Origin of the sequence: Loigolactobacillus binensis (genome assembly GCF_005405165.1) — a bacterium.
Classification (GTDB): Bacteria; Bacillota; Bacilli; order Lactobacillales; family Lactobacillaceae; genus Loigolactobacillus; species Loigolactobacillus binensis.
The window spans coordinates 1-13,314 of sequence record NZ_BJDN01000043.1; the positions used below are offsets into that span (position 1 = coordinate 1).

General features: G+C 43.9%; 13 protein-coding genes. 3 read left to right on the plus strand and 10 right to left on the minus strand.

The window, feature by feature from the left end; all coding sequences use genetic code 11:
* On the plus strand, positions 1 to 85 hold an 85-nt coding region (locus FFM78_RS14220), incomplete at its 5' end, for an IS3 family transposase (RefSeq protein WP_137637389.1).
* A gap of 59 nt (positions 86 to 144) precedes the next feature.
* On the opposite strand, the gene FFM78_RS12965 is transcribed toward FFM78_RS14220, so the two are convergent.
* Positions 145 to 1,491 carry a uracil-xanthine permease family protein gene (locus FFM78_RS12965; RefSeq protein ID WP_137638820.1) on the minus strand — a complete coding sequence of 449 codons (1,347 nt, stop codon included), beginning with the start codon at positions 1,489 to 1,491 and terminating at the stop codon, positions 145 to 147.
* A gap of 691 nt (positions 1,492 to 2,182) precedes the next feature.
* On the opposite strand from FFM78_RS12965, the gene FFM78_RS12970 reads away from it, so the two are divergent.
* Both FFM78_RS12970 and FFM78_RS12975 read left to right on the plus strand, forming a co-directional pair.
* Positions 2,183 to 3,034, plus strand: a complete 852-nt coding sequence (locus FFM78_RS12970; RefSeq protein ID WP_223877093.1) for an aldo/keto reductase — start codon at positions 2,183 to 2,185, stop codon at positions 3,032 to 3,034.
* Positions 3,035 to 3,132: 98 nt separating this feature from the next.
* Positions 3,133 to 4,239: an NADH-dependent flavin oxidoreductase gene (locus FFM78_RS12975; RefSeq protein ID WP_137638821.1), complete on the plus strand. Its 1,107-nt coding sequence runs from the start codon at positions 3,133 to 3,135 to the stop codon at positions 4,237 to 4,239.
* A gap of 49 nt (positions 4,240 to 4,288) precedes the next feature.
* Here FFM78_RS12975 and FFM78_RS12980 read toward each other — a convergent pair whose 3' ends face one another.
* The 9 genes from FFM78_RS12980 to FFM78_RS13020 form a co-directional block, all read right to left on the minus strand.
* Complete coding sequence (locus FFM78_RS12980; protein WP_137638822.1) at positions 4,289 to 5,566, minus strand: helix-turn-helix domain-containing protein; 1,278 nt, start codon at positions 5,564 to 5,566, stop codon at positions 4,289 to 4,291.
* 60 nt (positions 5,567 to 5,626) lie between these two features.
* Positions 5,627 to 5,959 carry a type II toxin-antitoxin system PemK/MazF family toxin gene (locus tag FFM78_RS12985; RefSeq protein ID WP_137638823.1) on the minus strand — a complete coding sequence of 111 codons (333 nt, stop codon included), beginning with the start codon at positions 5,957 to 5,959 and terminating at the stop codon, positions 5,627 to 5,629.
* Complete coding sequence (gene mazE / locus FFM78_RS12990; protein WP_137638824.1) at positions 5,959 to 6,213, minus strand: type II toxin-antitoxin system PemI/MazE family antitoxin; 255 nt, start codon at positions 6,211 to 6,213, stop codon at positions 5,959 to 5,961. The genes FFM78_RS12985 and mazE overlap by 1 nt, the downstream gene beginning before the upstream one ends.
* Before the next feature lie 316 nt (positions 6,214 to 6,529).
* A complete protein-coding gene (locus tag FFM78_RS12995; protein WP_137638825.1) occupies positions 6,530 to 8,692 on the minus strand; it encodes a WxL domain-containing protein in 2,163 nt (720 codons plus the stop codon).
* 5 nt (positions 8,693 to 8,697) lie between these two features.
* Positions 8,698 to 9,705 (minus strand): DUF916 domain-containing protein, encoded by a 1,008-nt coding sequence (locus FFM78_RS13000; RefSeq protein ID WP_137638826.1) that lies wholly within the window; start codon positions 9,703 to 9,705, stop codon positions 8,698 to 8,700.
* Positions 9,702 to 10,682: a DUF916 domain-containing protein gene (locus tag FFM78_RS13005; protein WP_137638827.1), complete on the minus strand. Its 981-nt coding sequence runs from the start codon at positions 10,680 to 10,682 to the stop codon at positions 9,702 to 9,704. The genes FFM78_RS13000 and FFM78_RS13005 overlap by 4 nt, the downstream gene beginning before the upstream one ends.
* Before the next feature lie 186 nt (positions 10,683 to 10,868).
* Positions 10,869 to 11,273, minus strand: a complete 405-nt coding sequence (locus FFM78_RS13010) for an LPXTG cell wall anchor domain-containing protein (RefSeq protein WP_137638828.1) — start codon at positions 11,271 to 11,273, stop codon at positions 10,869 to 10,871.
* Positions 11,274 to 11,302: 29 nt separating this feature from the next.
* Complete coding sequence (locus tag FFM78_RS13015) at positions 11,303 to 12,331, minus strand: WxLIP family cell surface protein (RefSeq protein ID WP_137638829.1); 1,029 nt, start codon at positions 12,329 to 12,331, stop codon at positions 11,303 to 11,305.
* 104 nt (positions 12,332 to 12,435) lie between these two features.
* Complete coding sequence (locus FFM78_RS13020) at positions 12,436 to 13,191, minus strand: WxL domain-containing protein (RefSeq protein WP_137638830.1); 756 nt, start codon at positions 13,189 to 13,191, stop codon at positions 12,436 to 12,438.
* Positions 13,192 to 13,314: the final 123 nt, after the last annotated feature.

The following is a 13,314-nucleotide window of genomic DNA, read 5'->3' on the forward strand; positions in this document are numbered from 1 at the left end:
CTATAATAATAAAAGAATTAGAACAAAACTGGCCGGAAAAACTCCGGTTCAATACCGAAATCTTTCCGACCAGTTAGTTGCTTAAAATTTACTCCAATTTATGGGGTTCAGTTCACTTAGCTTCGGCACAATTGCTTTTTTTCGTTACTCCTTAACTGCCACTGGTGTTTCAGTTCTCACTTTTTGGGGTAACACCTGGTTCAACACGATCGCCAACAACGCACTAACTGCAATCGGCGAGCTCAATAAATATTGAACTAATTGTGGCGCTTCCTTAGTCAATTGGCTAGGGATCAAAATCAGCGCCAAGGTCATTATAATCGGAATACCGAGAATATACAGATCACGTTCCGCAAATTCCTGCTGCCGAATAACCTGTAAACCACTTAGCATGATCGTTGAACAAATGATGGCGAACACACCTCCGATCACTGCGGCAGGAATAGCCGCCAGAAAGGCCGCTAACTTACCAATAAAACTAAAACCAATAAACCAAGCACCAGCGGCAATGAACGCTTTTTTACTAGCAACTCCGGTGATCGACACCACACCAGCATTGGTTGAATAACCGGTGACCGGTGTTGCGCCAGCTAAAGCGGCGATCAAGCAGCTGATCCCTTCGCCGATGATCCCGCGGTTCCATTGGCGATCAGTTAACGGTTTATGCAACACGGCACTCATTGCAAACCAAGTGCCTGAAGTTTCCGTTAATAGAACGGCATAGATCACCACCATGGTCAAAATCGCCGTTAATGAAAAATGAAAGCCATAATTAGTGACGGCAAAATGCGGTAAACTGAACCACGGCGCATCCGCAACGGTTTTAAAGGAGAAGCGCCCCATTGCTGCAGCAATAATTGAGCCGCCTAACAAGGCGATAATGATCGAACTAACTTTGAAGATCCGCTCTAACCGCGGAAAACGCAGACTGATCGCCACGCAGACAACTAAAATCGTGGCTGTGATCACTCCTAACAAAACGTTTTGATTTAAATTACCACTAGCTTGAAAAATATTGTCATTCAACGCGGATGGGATCAGGGATAACCCAACCACCGTAATGATCGTCCCCCCAACTAAGGAAGGTACTAAGCGCTGAATGATCTTTTGAAAGAAACCAGTCAGGCCAAACAAGATCACCAGCACTGCTCCGACTAACAACGAACCGAAAACGGTGGCCAGACCATTATGGCCCCCACCGTTAGCTAAATAGATCCCTGCGATCGCTCCGATCGGTACAAATGAAGGGCCTTGTGTCATCGGCATTTTCATGAAGAATTTAGTCTGTAGAATTGTACCGATTCCTGCTGCGAAAAAAGTGGCCTGGATCAACCCCATCTTAGCATCCATACTCATCGCTAGTAATCCGGCAATAATAAAGGGTGGTACATACACATCCATCGCCAATACATGCTGTAAACCTAGCAAGGCCGCCGTATGCGTTTTAAGTGGTTCATCTGGCCCCACAATCAAGTTTTTTTCGCTAGCCACGTTTTTCTTCCTCCAATATTCGCTTTTTAAGCTAATTTAGTTTAATTTTAGTTTTATCATTCGGTTATTACTGCTAATACCCGAATAACTAGGTTGGAGCTAGTATAGTGCTAGAAAATAGAATATTCAAGAACTAATTTTAATTTAATGTTCGGTTATCGGTCTTAATACTGATATTAACTACCTAAACAGACCATAAATATTTCTAAATGACAAGTGGCTCCAGCCTTGATTTAATGAAACCTTCATCTATAGTTACTATAAAATGGCTAGCCAGTGATCGAATCGTCTGTGTCGCCGGCCGCGACTATCGTCTGCACCAAACAGACGCTTTAACGTCCACTCCTTGCCCACCCCCCCAGTGCCGTTCTAATGAAAGCAGATTACCTACCTTAGTGCTCGCCAAAATTTAAATTTGCTATAAACTGGTAACTAACGTTCAGCCTTGAATCTTTTCAATCCATAACTGACTAAAAATAGTTCAGCAGTGCAGGTGCTTCTGAACTACTTTATTTCACCAATTTAAGATCCGCAGGTACTCCTTTTTATTGACGATATGCTATATTAGAGACGAAATCTAATCTAGTTATAGTAGGTACAAATTAGCCAGCCGCATCATTAACTCTGTGCTTCCCCAACTATTAGTCAAGCAACTGATATATCACTCCTAACCAAGTAAAGGAAAGCGATCATGGTGATGCAAGTGAGCACACTTAATAACGGGTGTCTAATGCCTCAAGTCGGCTTCGGTGTTGGCCAGATCTGGAATAATACCACAACTCAACAAATTGTGCTGGCCGCCTTACAAGCTGGCTATCGCAGTATTGATACTGCTGCTTCCTATCACAACGAAACCGGTGTTGGCCAGGCGTTAGCGACTAGCGGTTTACCAAGGGAAGAGCTATTTATTACTTCTAAGCTCTGGATTCAAGATACAACATACGCCGCTGCTAAGACTGCCTTTCAAACTAGTCTTGATAAATTGCAGTTGGATTATCTGGATCTTTACTTGATCCATCAACCTTACAATGATACTTTTGGCGCGTGGCGGGCTCTAGAAGAACTTTATGCGGCTGGTAAAGTTCGCGCTATCGGTGTTTCTAATTTTACCGCCGGCCAATTAACTAATTTGGCACTTTATAGCACCATCACTCCGATGATCGATCAAATTCAATTCAATCCCCTGCACCAACAACGCGAACTGCAAACAGTGGCGCGTGAATTTCAGGTTCAACTAGAAGCGTGGGCTCCACTTGCGCATGGTACACAAACATTGGCCGCCGAACCACTGCTCCAAAAATTGGCCGTCAAATATCACAAAACAGTGGCCCAAATTATTTTAAGGTGGGAATTGCAACAAGGACTGATCATTATTCCTAAAACAACGCACACAACACGGTTACGGGAAAATATTACCCTATTTGATTTTACCTTGACCGGTGCCGAGTGCTACGCGCTAAAACAACTTGATCAACAGCCAGTGAGTTTCTTTAACGAAGCGGCCTTGATCAAACGTTTAAAAAATTTACGGCTTCACGATTAAAAATCACTGGCGGTAATGTTTGACAATAATTTTAGTTTGGCGTACATTAAAAATAGAAGCTTACTTTATGTAAGAAAATAGTTTGTGGAGGCCTTTTTATGCATACATTTGATCAGGCATTAACTTTACCCTCTGGAAGTACGTTAAAAAATCGGCTACTGATGTCGCCGATGACCACTCGGCAAAGTTTTTTCAACGGTACCGTTACCCAAAACGAAATTAATTATTACGCCAAGCGGGCCAAGGGCTTAGGCGCCGTGATCACCGGCGCCGCCAACGTTGAGGCCGGTGGTAAAGGCTGGCCCGGCGAACTCAGTATCGCTGACGATGAAATGTTACCCGAACTAACGCAGCTGGCCAGTGCCATCAAAGCTCAAGGCGCTAAGGCGATCATCCAAATTTTTCACGGTGGGCGCATGACGAACGCGGCCACCCTGTCTGGTGTGCAGCCAGTATCGGCCAGTGCAGTTGCGGCTGAACGCCCAGACGCCGAAACACCACGGGCAATGACCGTTGCCGAAATCCATACAACGATCGCCGCTTTCGGCGCGGCAACACGCCGAGCGATCCAGGCTGGCTTTGACGGCGTCGAACTACATGGTGCCAACACTTATTTACTGCAGCAATTCTTTTCCCCGCACTCTAATCGCCGTACCGATGACTACGGCGGTGATCGCGAAAAACGCTATACTTTTATTGCTGAAGTTTTGGATGCTGTTTTCGCTGCCGTTAAAAAATACGCGACTAAACCATTTATCGTTGGTTATCGCTTTTCACCTGAAGAATTTGAAACCCCAGGCATTCGTTTTGCCGACACCCTATGGTTGCTGACCAAATTGCGGGAAACTAAGCTGGATTATCTGCACTTATCGTTAAATCGTTACGATCGTGTTGCACGCGGTGATGATTATCAAGCACATTCGCTGCTGGCCTATGCCCATGAGGCACTACAAGGTAAGATTCCGCTGATCGGTGTTGGTGGCGTACGCACCCGGACTGACGTAACTAATGTTTTGCATGACGCTGAGCTTGTCGCCGTTGGCCAACAATTATTATTCGACCCTGCTTGGCCACTAAAACTAGCTTCAAATAATGACGCCGCGATCTTTACTGGTAATTTTGCTGACGCTATGGCCTACACCAAATTTGAGACACCACTAGCCGAATTTTTAAATGAACGTTATCAGTCCACACCTAATATTTAAATACAATAAAGACGCTATTTCCGTTACTGTTGGGAATAGCGTCTTTATTTCAGTCGGTCGCCGAATAATGATTTAACAACACTAACAATTGCAGCAAATTCTGCTTGCGAGATAACCCTAGCGACCAGTAATAAATTTGTTGGTCTGTGCTTGAACAACGATTTAATAAAATTAAGAAAGTAGCATCCTCCTGCCGTTCAACCACATTGATCTGGTGATTTAACGTACTATTCAGGAAAATAATAATATGGTCTTTGATCGCCACAGGTAGCTTCGGTGTGATATAGACTTGAAGTAGCGTGTGATCGGCATCAAGGGCCAGACTGTTAATAATATTTTCAGTGATCAAGGCAACATTACTGACCTCGTAAGCGTCCAAATTAGCCGCAACCACGCGGTGGACCTTTTCTTTATCCAACTGTGCTTCTTGTACTTCATCATCATCACTGATCAATGGTAACTGTTCATGCCGTGAGTAGGCGATGATCGCAGCTAGATATAATTCATGTCGCGGATTGCCACCATGAATGAATGCGCGATAAATATTTTCTGCTAAATGTACGTCAGCTAGTCGCAAGGTCGTTTCATTTACTTGTACGTACGGCGAGACCGTTAAAATATAGTGTAACCAAGTTAGCTCAGCGCGCATTTGAATTCTGTCGACGTTTAATTCACTTGCGCAAGCACTGACCAATGACAAAGGAATATTACAATCATCAATTTGTGGGGGCGTGGGTTTAATTAATTTTCCTTCGTCTATGCGTTGAAAGAAGATCACCAGCAAGTTAACAACTGGCAACTCACAACTGTGCAGGTCACGACCTAATAGGGTCTTCAATATTCGATCGCCTAGTTGTACGCGATCAAGCGTTAATTTTTCACTGACCGCCGCAAATAAATACCAATAGAATAAACGGATCTGCCGTTCATCCCCCTCTAAGCGAACTTCATTAAATTGATACTTTAAATCCAGCCGTTGTAAATAGTGCTTTAGCTTGACCATACGCCGCCGTAATATGGGTACACTACAATTTAGCGTCTGAATCAGATCAGAAACCGGCAGATGAGTAGCGTATGCATTATATAACGCCTGATAGGCAAGCGAACTTTTCACCAAGCGTTCCGTTAATTCCGTTGGTACCGGTGAAAGCGACTTACCAACTTGAAATTCCGGCGGCAATTGCTTATAAACATAGTACGCTTGTTGATAAGTCCAGCCTAGGCGCTGCGCAATAACCGTTAGATTATGGGTTGAATCGCGAAATAACCGATCATATAGTTGAACACGCTGCTCTTCTGCATGCCCTAAAAATAAATTGAGTAACATCGAAACATTCCTTTCCGTACAATTGTAACTAGCTCAGCATGGCAATACCCAGAAGTGGTTCTAAGTGTTATAGATCTGTAACACTTTCTGTTTCAAACTATTTAAAGTGACTGCGCCAACACTACTGATCACTTTGCCATGACTTGCCGCATAATCATACGTAAATAATTGCCACGTATTGATCGCACCAGTAAGACCACTTTTCTTATCAACGATGGGTAGATAAAGTATTTTATCGGTAAGTTCCGCCGTTGTTACTAGCATTCCTGAAACAAAACCAGTCAGACGATTGTAACTAGTGTTCGAGAGTACAACTAATGCTTGGCGCGCTTGCTGGTCACGTTCATAACATGGAACATCGAGCATGATCAGATCGCCTTGTTTTGGAGCCATTATTTACCTTCATCCCCCTTAAGTCGTGTTACAACATCATCTTCCATTAACAGCAGATCATTACGAAAATCGTGATCGCTTAATAAACCGTCCGACCAAGGATTTTCATTACGGGGTCGATAACACAACGTGCCATCATCTTCCTTGATTAATTCAAACTCTTGCCCTGCCGATACACCAGATGTGCGTGGAACCGTCAAAGTCAACGAATTCCCTGTTTTACGTGTAGAAAAAAGGCCTAGTGATTTACTCATACTTTTCCATCCCCCCGTTACTCGTTTGACTTGGCGTTGTTGGAACGCCTTTAGTACCGTACTTCAAACGTAGCCAAATCTTTGCCCTCGACTATGCTTCTTTACAAATAAAAGTTCCTAACTCCCTAGTTAAAAACTTGCTTAACAGTGTAGGCCGAAAACGGTCTGTCCACACCATTACTAAAATCAATTACACCGCGAATTAAAATGCTCACCCGCTGAAAATAATGCTAGTCAGCAAGCGAGCATTTTACATTGATCCTCTATTCAGCAAGGTCTAAGATCTATTCACGATTTGGCTGTTATCGTTAGCTTGCTAATAGCCATAGGTTAAGGTCCACGTCAACATTGAATGATAGGAATCAGGTACCGCAGTACTATTCAACGGAATCTTTAATCTGACATTTTGGCTTGCCCACTCGATCGATGAATCCTTTCCCAAGTTACCCGTACTCTGAGCAACCATAACTGTACTATTGCCGTCTAGCGGTAAGTTGATCGCTGGTTCTATTGTGGTACCATTATCAATGGCCTCAGCACCATTGTTGAAACTAATTGTAGCATTAGTTAGCGTTGCACTTGACCCTGCTAAGGGTGCGCCTTGCAATGTAATATTCCAATAAGCACTATTATCGTTGTCATTACCGGCAACACGTTCATCATCAACATCCACCACGGCCTTATCGGTAGATTGAATCGTGCCGTCACTTGAATACTTCAAATAACTGTCAATTGCTGAACTGATCGGTAAACCAGCCGTGCCAAAATTCAGTTCGCTGGGCACCGTCAGGGACAGACTATCTTTTTTTCGGTACAGGAAAGTCAGCCCTTGTTGGCTACTGTCATTAAAATCGCCAGTAAAACGAGTCGTCGTAGCATCATCTGGATCATAGGGCACCCACTTGGTGGTGCCACTACCATCATTGTACTTATAACCCAAATAATAGTAACCTTCCGCCGGATTAGGTGCCCCAATTCCGGCCGTTCCAGCCGGCTGACCATCAATCGGATCAGTTGTATCCAACGTCACCGCGGTATCCGGATCACCGGTCAGTTGCTTAAACGCATCGTCCCCAGCGGAAACATCCGTGCCATCATCAGCCGTCATCTGGTTGCTAGTTGGCACTGTAGTCGCTTGCTTATCGGCATCCCAATAATGCACCCCAAAGTTCGATTCTGCTTGTGCTTGATAATGGAAGACAACGGCCTGATCACCAATTACACCAGCAAGTTTTTGGGCTGTAATGTTCGTACCCGAAGCCGTAACGGCGCCGGCCCCATTATTATAAGCACTATAATAATCGTACTTATCCGTAAAGGTGTACTTCTTACCAGCGGCCGTAAAATCAGTTGGTGCCGTCAAATAATTTGCGGGGTCTTCAGTATCAGTGCCTGCCTGATAGATACTATTCTTAATGTAGCCCCACGCACTTTGTGGCACCGAACTTGGTAGATCAGCCGCAGCAATCATTGCGCCAGTGGTGTCATTCTTATAGTAGACTTTGACGCTAGGATCTTTAGGCTCATACCAGAAGAAAATGGCTTTTTTGGTATAATTTTGTAATTTTAATAGTTGATTAGCAAGCGTATTTAACCTATCCATAGTGAGATTGACCACGGAACCTCCAAGCGCACTATCAGTCCCATCGCTAGGATTAATCTTCATAGTGGTAACCTGGATGCTATCAAACTTGTAGTCGGCACTAAATGTTTTTAGTGCCGGAATGTAAGGCCCTGAATTAACCGTTCCACCTACACCCAGTTTCTCGGCTGGTGCTAGGTCAGCACCAGTAGTGTCGTCTTGATAGAATGCCTTGTAGATATATGGCATTATTGAACTACGGTTATTACAGACAAATTGAAAGGGCGCTGGACTGGTAATATTATCCGGTTGTTTTAATTTTAATTTCACGGTTACTGATAATGGCGTTTCTGGTGCTAGACCGGAGGGCCATTTCTGTGGAAAATCATTTGAACTAGAAGATATATTAAAATAAGAGTAAGTACCAGTGATATCTTCGCCAATAGTACCACCAGGTAGGCCACTATCGGTTTGCGTTGTTTGACTAGTCCCGCTACCGGAAACAACGGTAATTGTTGGCGGAACAGTTGCGTCAACATTATTGGCCGGCTTGCCATCAACCGTTGTTGTCGGAATTCGCGCACCAATCGTCGAACCGGTAATCAGTGGTGTCGTATCACCAGAATTAAAATTATAAAAGTCAGCTGCGGTCCCACTCCAAATCATCTGATAATTATAACCATCCGGATCATCAGTTAGTTGCTGTGCTTGTGTATTAACAAGTGTGGTCTTCCAGTCAGGCGCACCAATTTGCCAAGGATTTGTTGTCGTTCCCCAAACCGAACTGCCGATCGGCCAATCATACGCCGCCACCTTATGCGGCATCCCTAAGCACAATAACAATCCAACTGCCGCGAAGAACATCGCTAAGCTTAATTGTTTTATTCGTTGTTGCAACTTAGTCACCTCTTCCCTTTAGCTTGCTTACGGCTAGTTAGTGACAGCCGCAGTAGAATACCGACAATGATCAAGATCACGCCGATGATCGCACCGATCAACAGTGGTGTGAAGTCATAGATCACATTAGTTGAGCGTTTCGTTGCCCGATAAGCCGCCATCAACGACAGCTTCGTTTTTTGATCGACTTTGTAGAATTGACCATTAATATTTAAGGTTCCCGTAATATGGTAGTAGCCACTAGGAATCGGCCGATCCGCCAAGCTGATCGTTAACGGAATCAACGAATTGGCCGCAAAAGTCATGTTGTTCTTCGCCACCCGGAAAGTTTGTTTGCCCAGACCGAGCCAGTTCTTGCGTTCGACCTTTAGATCAGCGCTGACATTCTTGAAGTAGACTGGCTGTGGATTGACGAAATTGACTCCCAGTGTGGTCTGCTCATGCAATGAGCGCCCAGTGATCGACTTGAATTTAATCGCGGTTGGTACGGTTTTGACGGCCTTTTCTTGCAGCCAGACCGGAATCGCCAACGATTCTATATAGTCTGTACGCTGCTGTTCACCTGCTTTCTGTAAGTAAATGCCACCCATTACAATACCTTTAAATCGCCGCTCTGGAATACGTAGTTTAAAGCTGATCTCTTTTACCTGATCCGCTTTGATCGTCACTACTTTAGTATTAGTGACCCGGTTAAAACGGACCTGTAGATTATGCTGATTATCGTTAACATCCTGAGTATACTTAACATTGCCATTACTGGTAGTGACCGCATTGGTCGGGGTTAACTTTATTCGAATCGGCGTACGACCATAATTGCTTACTGCTAACGTGATCACTCGTGTTTCACCTGGTTTGACCCGTAATTGGAAACGATCAGTGACCGAACTTTCACCAACGACCGGCGTTACCGCAATATTGCGTATTGCTGCCTGAACATGTTCGGTCAGTCCAAGCACCACGGCGCTGATGGCTATTATTAAGTTAATTCCTAATAAAAGGCGCCGTCCATTCATGAATGCTTCCTCCCTAGCCAATAAACACTACCGAAAATAATCACAAGCACGCCAACACTAACACCGCTCCATAATAACCAATTCGGTTTAGCTGTTGTTTTTACCTTCGTAGTTGCTACTTGCTTCGTTATTTGTTTTTTTACCGTAAATTCTTGTTTGACGGCAATCATCTGCTTAGCTGCCTTTAAATTAAAGATATAGGTATAATGCCCTGCTGGTAAACGCTTATGCGGTAGTACAACTGTGACTGCAGAACGTGGTGCAATACTAAAATTATTGTACTTATATTCTGCCACTTGCCGTTTACGATCATGGATCGTTACCGTTGCCTGCGCTTGGTGCCACAGGGTTGGCTGTTCATTACGTAATGAAAGCTGGTAGCCGTTACGGTTATAGCTTACTTTGCCAGTCGTTAATCGTGCTTTAGGTTGCGGTTGATCAGCCACCGTTAGCGCAACACTAATTGCATATTGCGTACGACTACCAAAAGTTGATTTGGTAGTCGCGGCCGGTTGGTTAACCACCGTTATCCCGCCAAGAACGGTTCCCTTAAAGGCTGTTACTGGTACCTTGATCGGAAACTTGACTATTTTTTGCTCACCCGGTGCTAATGCCACTTCCTGTTGCCGCCCACCAACAACCATATTAGCTAAACTGGCAGCACTTGGATCTAACAACTCAGCCGCCGATTGACTGTAGTCAATGATACCGTTGACGCCAGTCTGGGCATTATTGATCTGAGCCGTCAATTGCTGGGTTTCGTTACTCACATTGCTTAACTTGACCGGCAATTCGTAAGTACTATTCGGTGTCACCTGTAGATTGAAAAATGATTGTGTTGCAACCGTGGGTAGATCATCTAAAATCGGCATTGCATTAAATTGTGCAACCCCAGTATTTGGCGCCGCCATAACCGTGCCCCCACCTATGAATAAACTGGCTAAGCCACTAATGATCACCCTACTAATACATCGCAATTCAAATTCCTCCCAACAAATTTCCCAGCAATAATGCAAAAAGAACCAAAGGCACCCAAAGGTTCTTACATTAAATGTAAGCTGAATTGATACACTGCTGCACCATTCGTGAGTTTCAGATAACCTTATTGTATGATGACTTCGATTCTTTCTGTTCTACACTAATAATAGTAACAACGCATCAGTCTAACTTGTTACAGTCACTAATTTACGACGTTGCCAGACTAATACTCCCGCTAAAGCCAATAAACTTGGTCCAAGCCACCAACTAATTGCACTACTTCCGGTTTGAGGTAGCTTATCCGGTTCAAGGGTAACTGGACCTTGACTTTCTGGGGCCTGTTTCAGTGGTGTATCATCGTTAGTAGTTTTGCTTTTAGCCGGTTTAGTTTCAGTCGTTTTAGGTGTCTCATTATCTGACTGATCAGCTCCGTTATCAGTTAAGACAATATTAGCGTCCGAACGATGCTGTCGTTGATCCGCTTGTGCACTACCCGCGATTGCTGTCGCAATACCAACACCGATCAGTAGTGCCAACCCCAGTATTGCCAGCCAGCGAAACTTGCCAAGGCGCTGCCATAGCCGCTTCATACACCCACCTCCTAACCTCCATTTTATAATTACTCATCTTGTTTTTTATTACTGCGCCGGCGCCCAGCTACATAAGTTAGAATTAAGAGTAGGACTACGATCAATACAGCTAACGTGATCCATAACCAGAGGTAATTAGGCTTAAATCCGGCCTCACGATTATAGCGATTTGCATCTGCATTGGTGATCGTAAAATCACGTTCAAATTTCCAGCCCAAAGTTGCTGACATTTTGGCGGTTAAGCTTAAGTGATATTTCCCAGCTTTTAATGGATGTTTACCCCAGCTGATTCCGTAATTAAAGTTAGAATTAGGCGCCATTTGTTGTAATTTGTTCACCGAATGGCGGATCACTTTCTTTTTACCTTGTTCTCGCACTTTAGCGTCGATCGTCATGCCTGAAATCACAGCGGATTTATAGTTCTGTAAATTGACTAGCACGGCAGGATTTCCACCACGAACACCCGGAACAATTCGCTTTAATCTCATAGCTGGAATTGCCTTCACACTATCTTGACGAATATAAGCGGCCAATACATAGGCATATTTATTCGTCAACGCAACATTCTTGACGTGAGTCACGTTTTTATAGTTAGAAGTGGCGTGAAAACCACCTGCAATTAAGCCAGAAAACTTCTTATTAGGCATCTTTACTTGAAAGTCAATTGTGGTAGTGCCTTTTGCTGGCACCGTTACCACTTGCTTTTTCGGTTTCACCATATTACGAAATGAATATTTTAACGTTGGATCTCGTGGCGCTTTATCGCGATTATAGTCGATTGCCCCGCCATTGGTCGTGTACGCAGTCCGTGGTTTCACCGTTAACTTACGCGCCTTATTTGATAAGTTGATCACCTTGACCGTCAGTGTTTGCTTTTGTCCTTTTTTGACCCGAATATTGAAGACACCATTATTCTCAATTTGATTCTGTGGATAATCCGGTTCTAAAACAAAATCAGGACCATCGGCCGCTTGAACTGCCCGGCTAACGCCAAACAAGCTCAGTAATAGGCCAATCAGCAATATGAGGTATTGGTAATTTGTTTTTTTCTTTATCATAATTTATCGCACCTAACGCATAAAAGGACAATCAAGCCTTGTTGACCAGCTGATTGTCCTTCGTAATTTATCCAATCTTATAAAGCAGCAATTACTGGATCATACTAGTTAACAGCTGAGCCTTGTTGTGCATATAACGTCCATGTAATTGGTGCAGCGTACGTACCTTCAGTTTGACCATCCGGCACTTGTAATTTAGTTTGACTAGCAGCTGTCAATGAAGCAGTGTTACGACCATAACCGGTTCCTGCAGCAGCGTCACCAACAACCTTAGCCGCACCGTTACTATCCAAAGTCACACCTTCTTGGAAGGAAGCTGCTGTAACTGGGGTTGTTGCAGAATTATTTTCAGCAGTCCAACCAGCTGAGCCATCTGTATTAAGTGTCAAGCCCCAAGCACCTGTGGCGTTTGCATTAGTTGTTAGGTTTTTGAACTGACCTAATTTAGCACCTAAAGTCCAACCTGCTGCATTAGCTGGGGTTGGTGTTGCATCCGCTGTGCCACCATTTTCAGTATCACGGGTATCATTGACTGCTAAGATACCATCTTGATTACCTTCATCAACAATTTCACTGTGGTTACTTGTAATTCTGTAATTACCACTCAATTGTGATGTTGCTGTGCCGAAGCTTAAATCAGGAACTTTTTCTAAAGTCAAGAAACCGTTCTTCAAAGTAATGTTGGCATCAGATTGCTTGCTGGCGGTACCAGTTGTTGGATCATTGGTAGTTCCATCTGTTGTTGTGTAGGCACCATTTACTTGATCGTTATCAGGTAATTTTTGCCCTTCATTGTTGATGTCACCACCAAAAGTTGCTGCACTTGCGCTTGCTGCTGGAACGATACCTGCTGCGCCCAATGCAGCTACGGAAACGAGTCCGGCTAAAACATTCTAAGCTTTATAGTGAATCGATTATCCGACGGGATAGTTGATTCACTATTTTAGTTTTGTTCTAAACTTTAAATAGTGGTGAAACTATAT

Bases quoted from the DNA above. Each gene is read 5' to 3' on its own strand.
- FFM78_RS12970 (WP_223877093.1), top strand. From the start codon at position 2,183: ATGGTGATGCAAGTGAGCACACTTAATAACGGGTGTCTAATGCCTCAA.
- FFM78_RS12975 (WP_137638821.1), top strand. From the start codon at position 3,133: ATGCATACATTTGATCAGGCATTAACTTTACCCTCTGGAAGTACGTTA.
- FFM78_RS12980 (WP_137638822.1), bottom strand. From the start codon at position 5,566: ATGTTACTCAATTTATTTTTAGGGCATGCAGAAGAGCAGCGTGTTCAA.
- FFM78_RS12985 (WP_137638823.1), bottom strand. From the start codon at position 5,959: ATGGCTCCAAAACAAGGCGATCTGATCATGCTCGATGTTCCATGTTAT.
- mazE (WP_137638824.1), bottom strand. From the start codon at position 6,213: ATGAGTAAATCACTAGGCCTTTTTTCTACACGTAAAACAGGGAATTCG.
- FFM78_RS13000 (WP_137638826.1), bottom strand. From the start codon at position 9,705: ATGAATGGACGGCGCCTTTTATTAGGAATTAACTTAATAATAGCCATC.
- FFM78_RS13010 (WP_137638828.1), bottom strand. From the start codon at position 11,273: ATGAAGCGGCTATGGCAGCGCCTTGGCAAGTTTCGCTGGCTGGCAATA.
- FFM78_RS13015 (WP_137638829.1), bottom strand. From the start codon at position 12,331: ATGATAAAGAAAAAAACAAATTACCAATACCTCATATTGCTGATTGGC.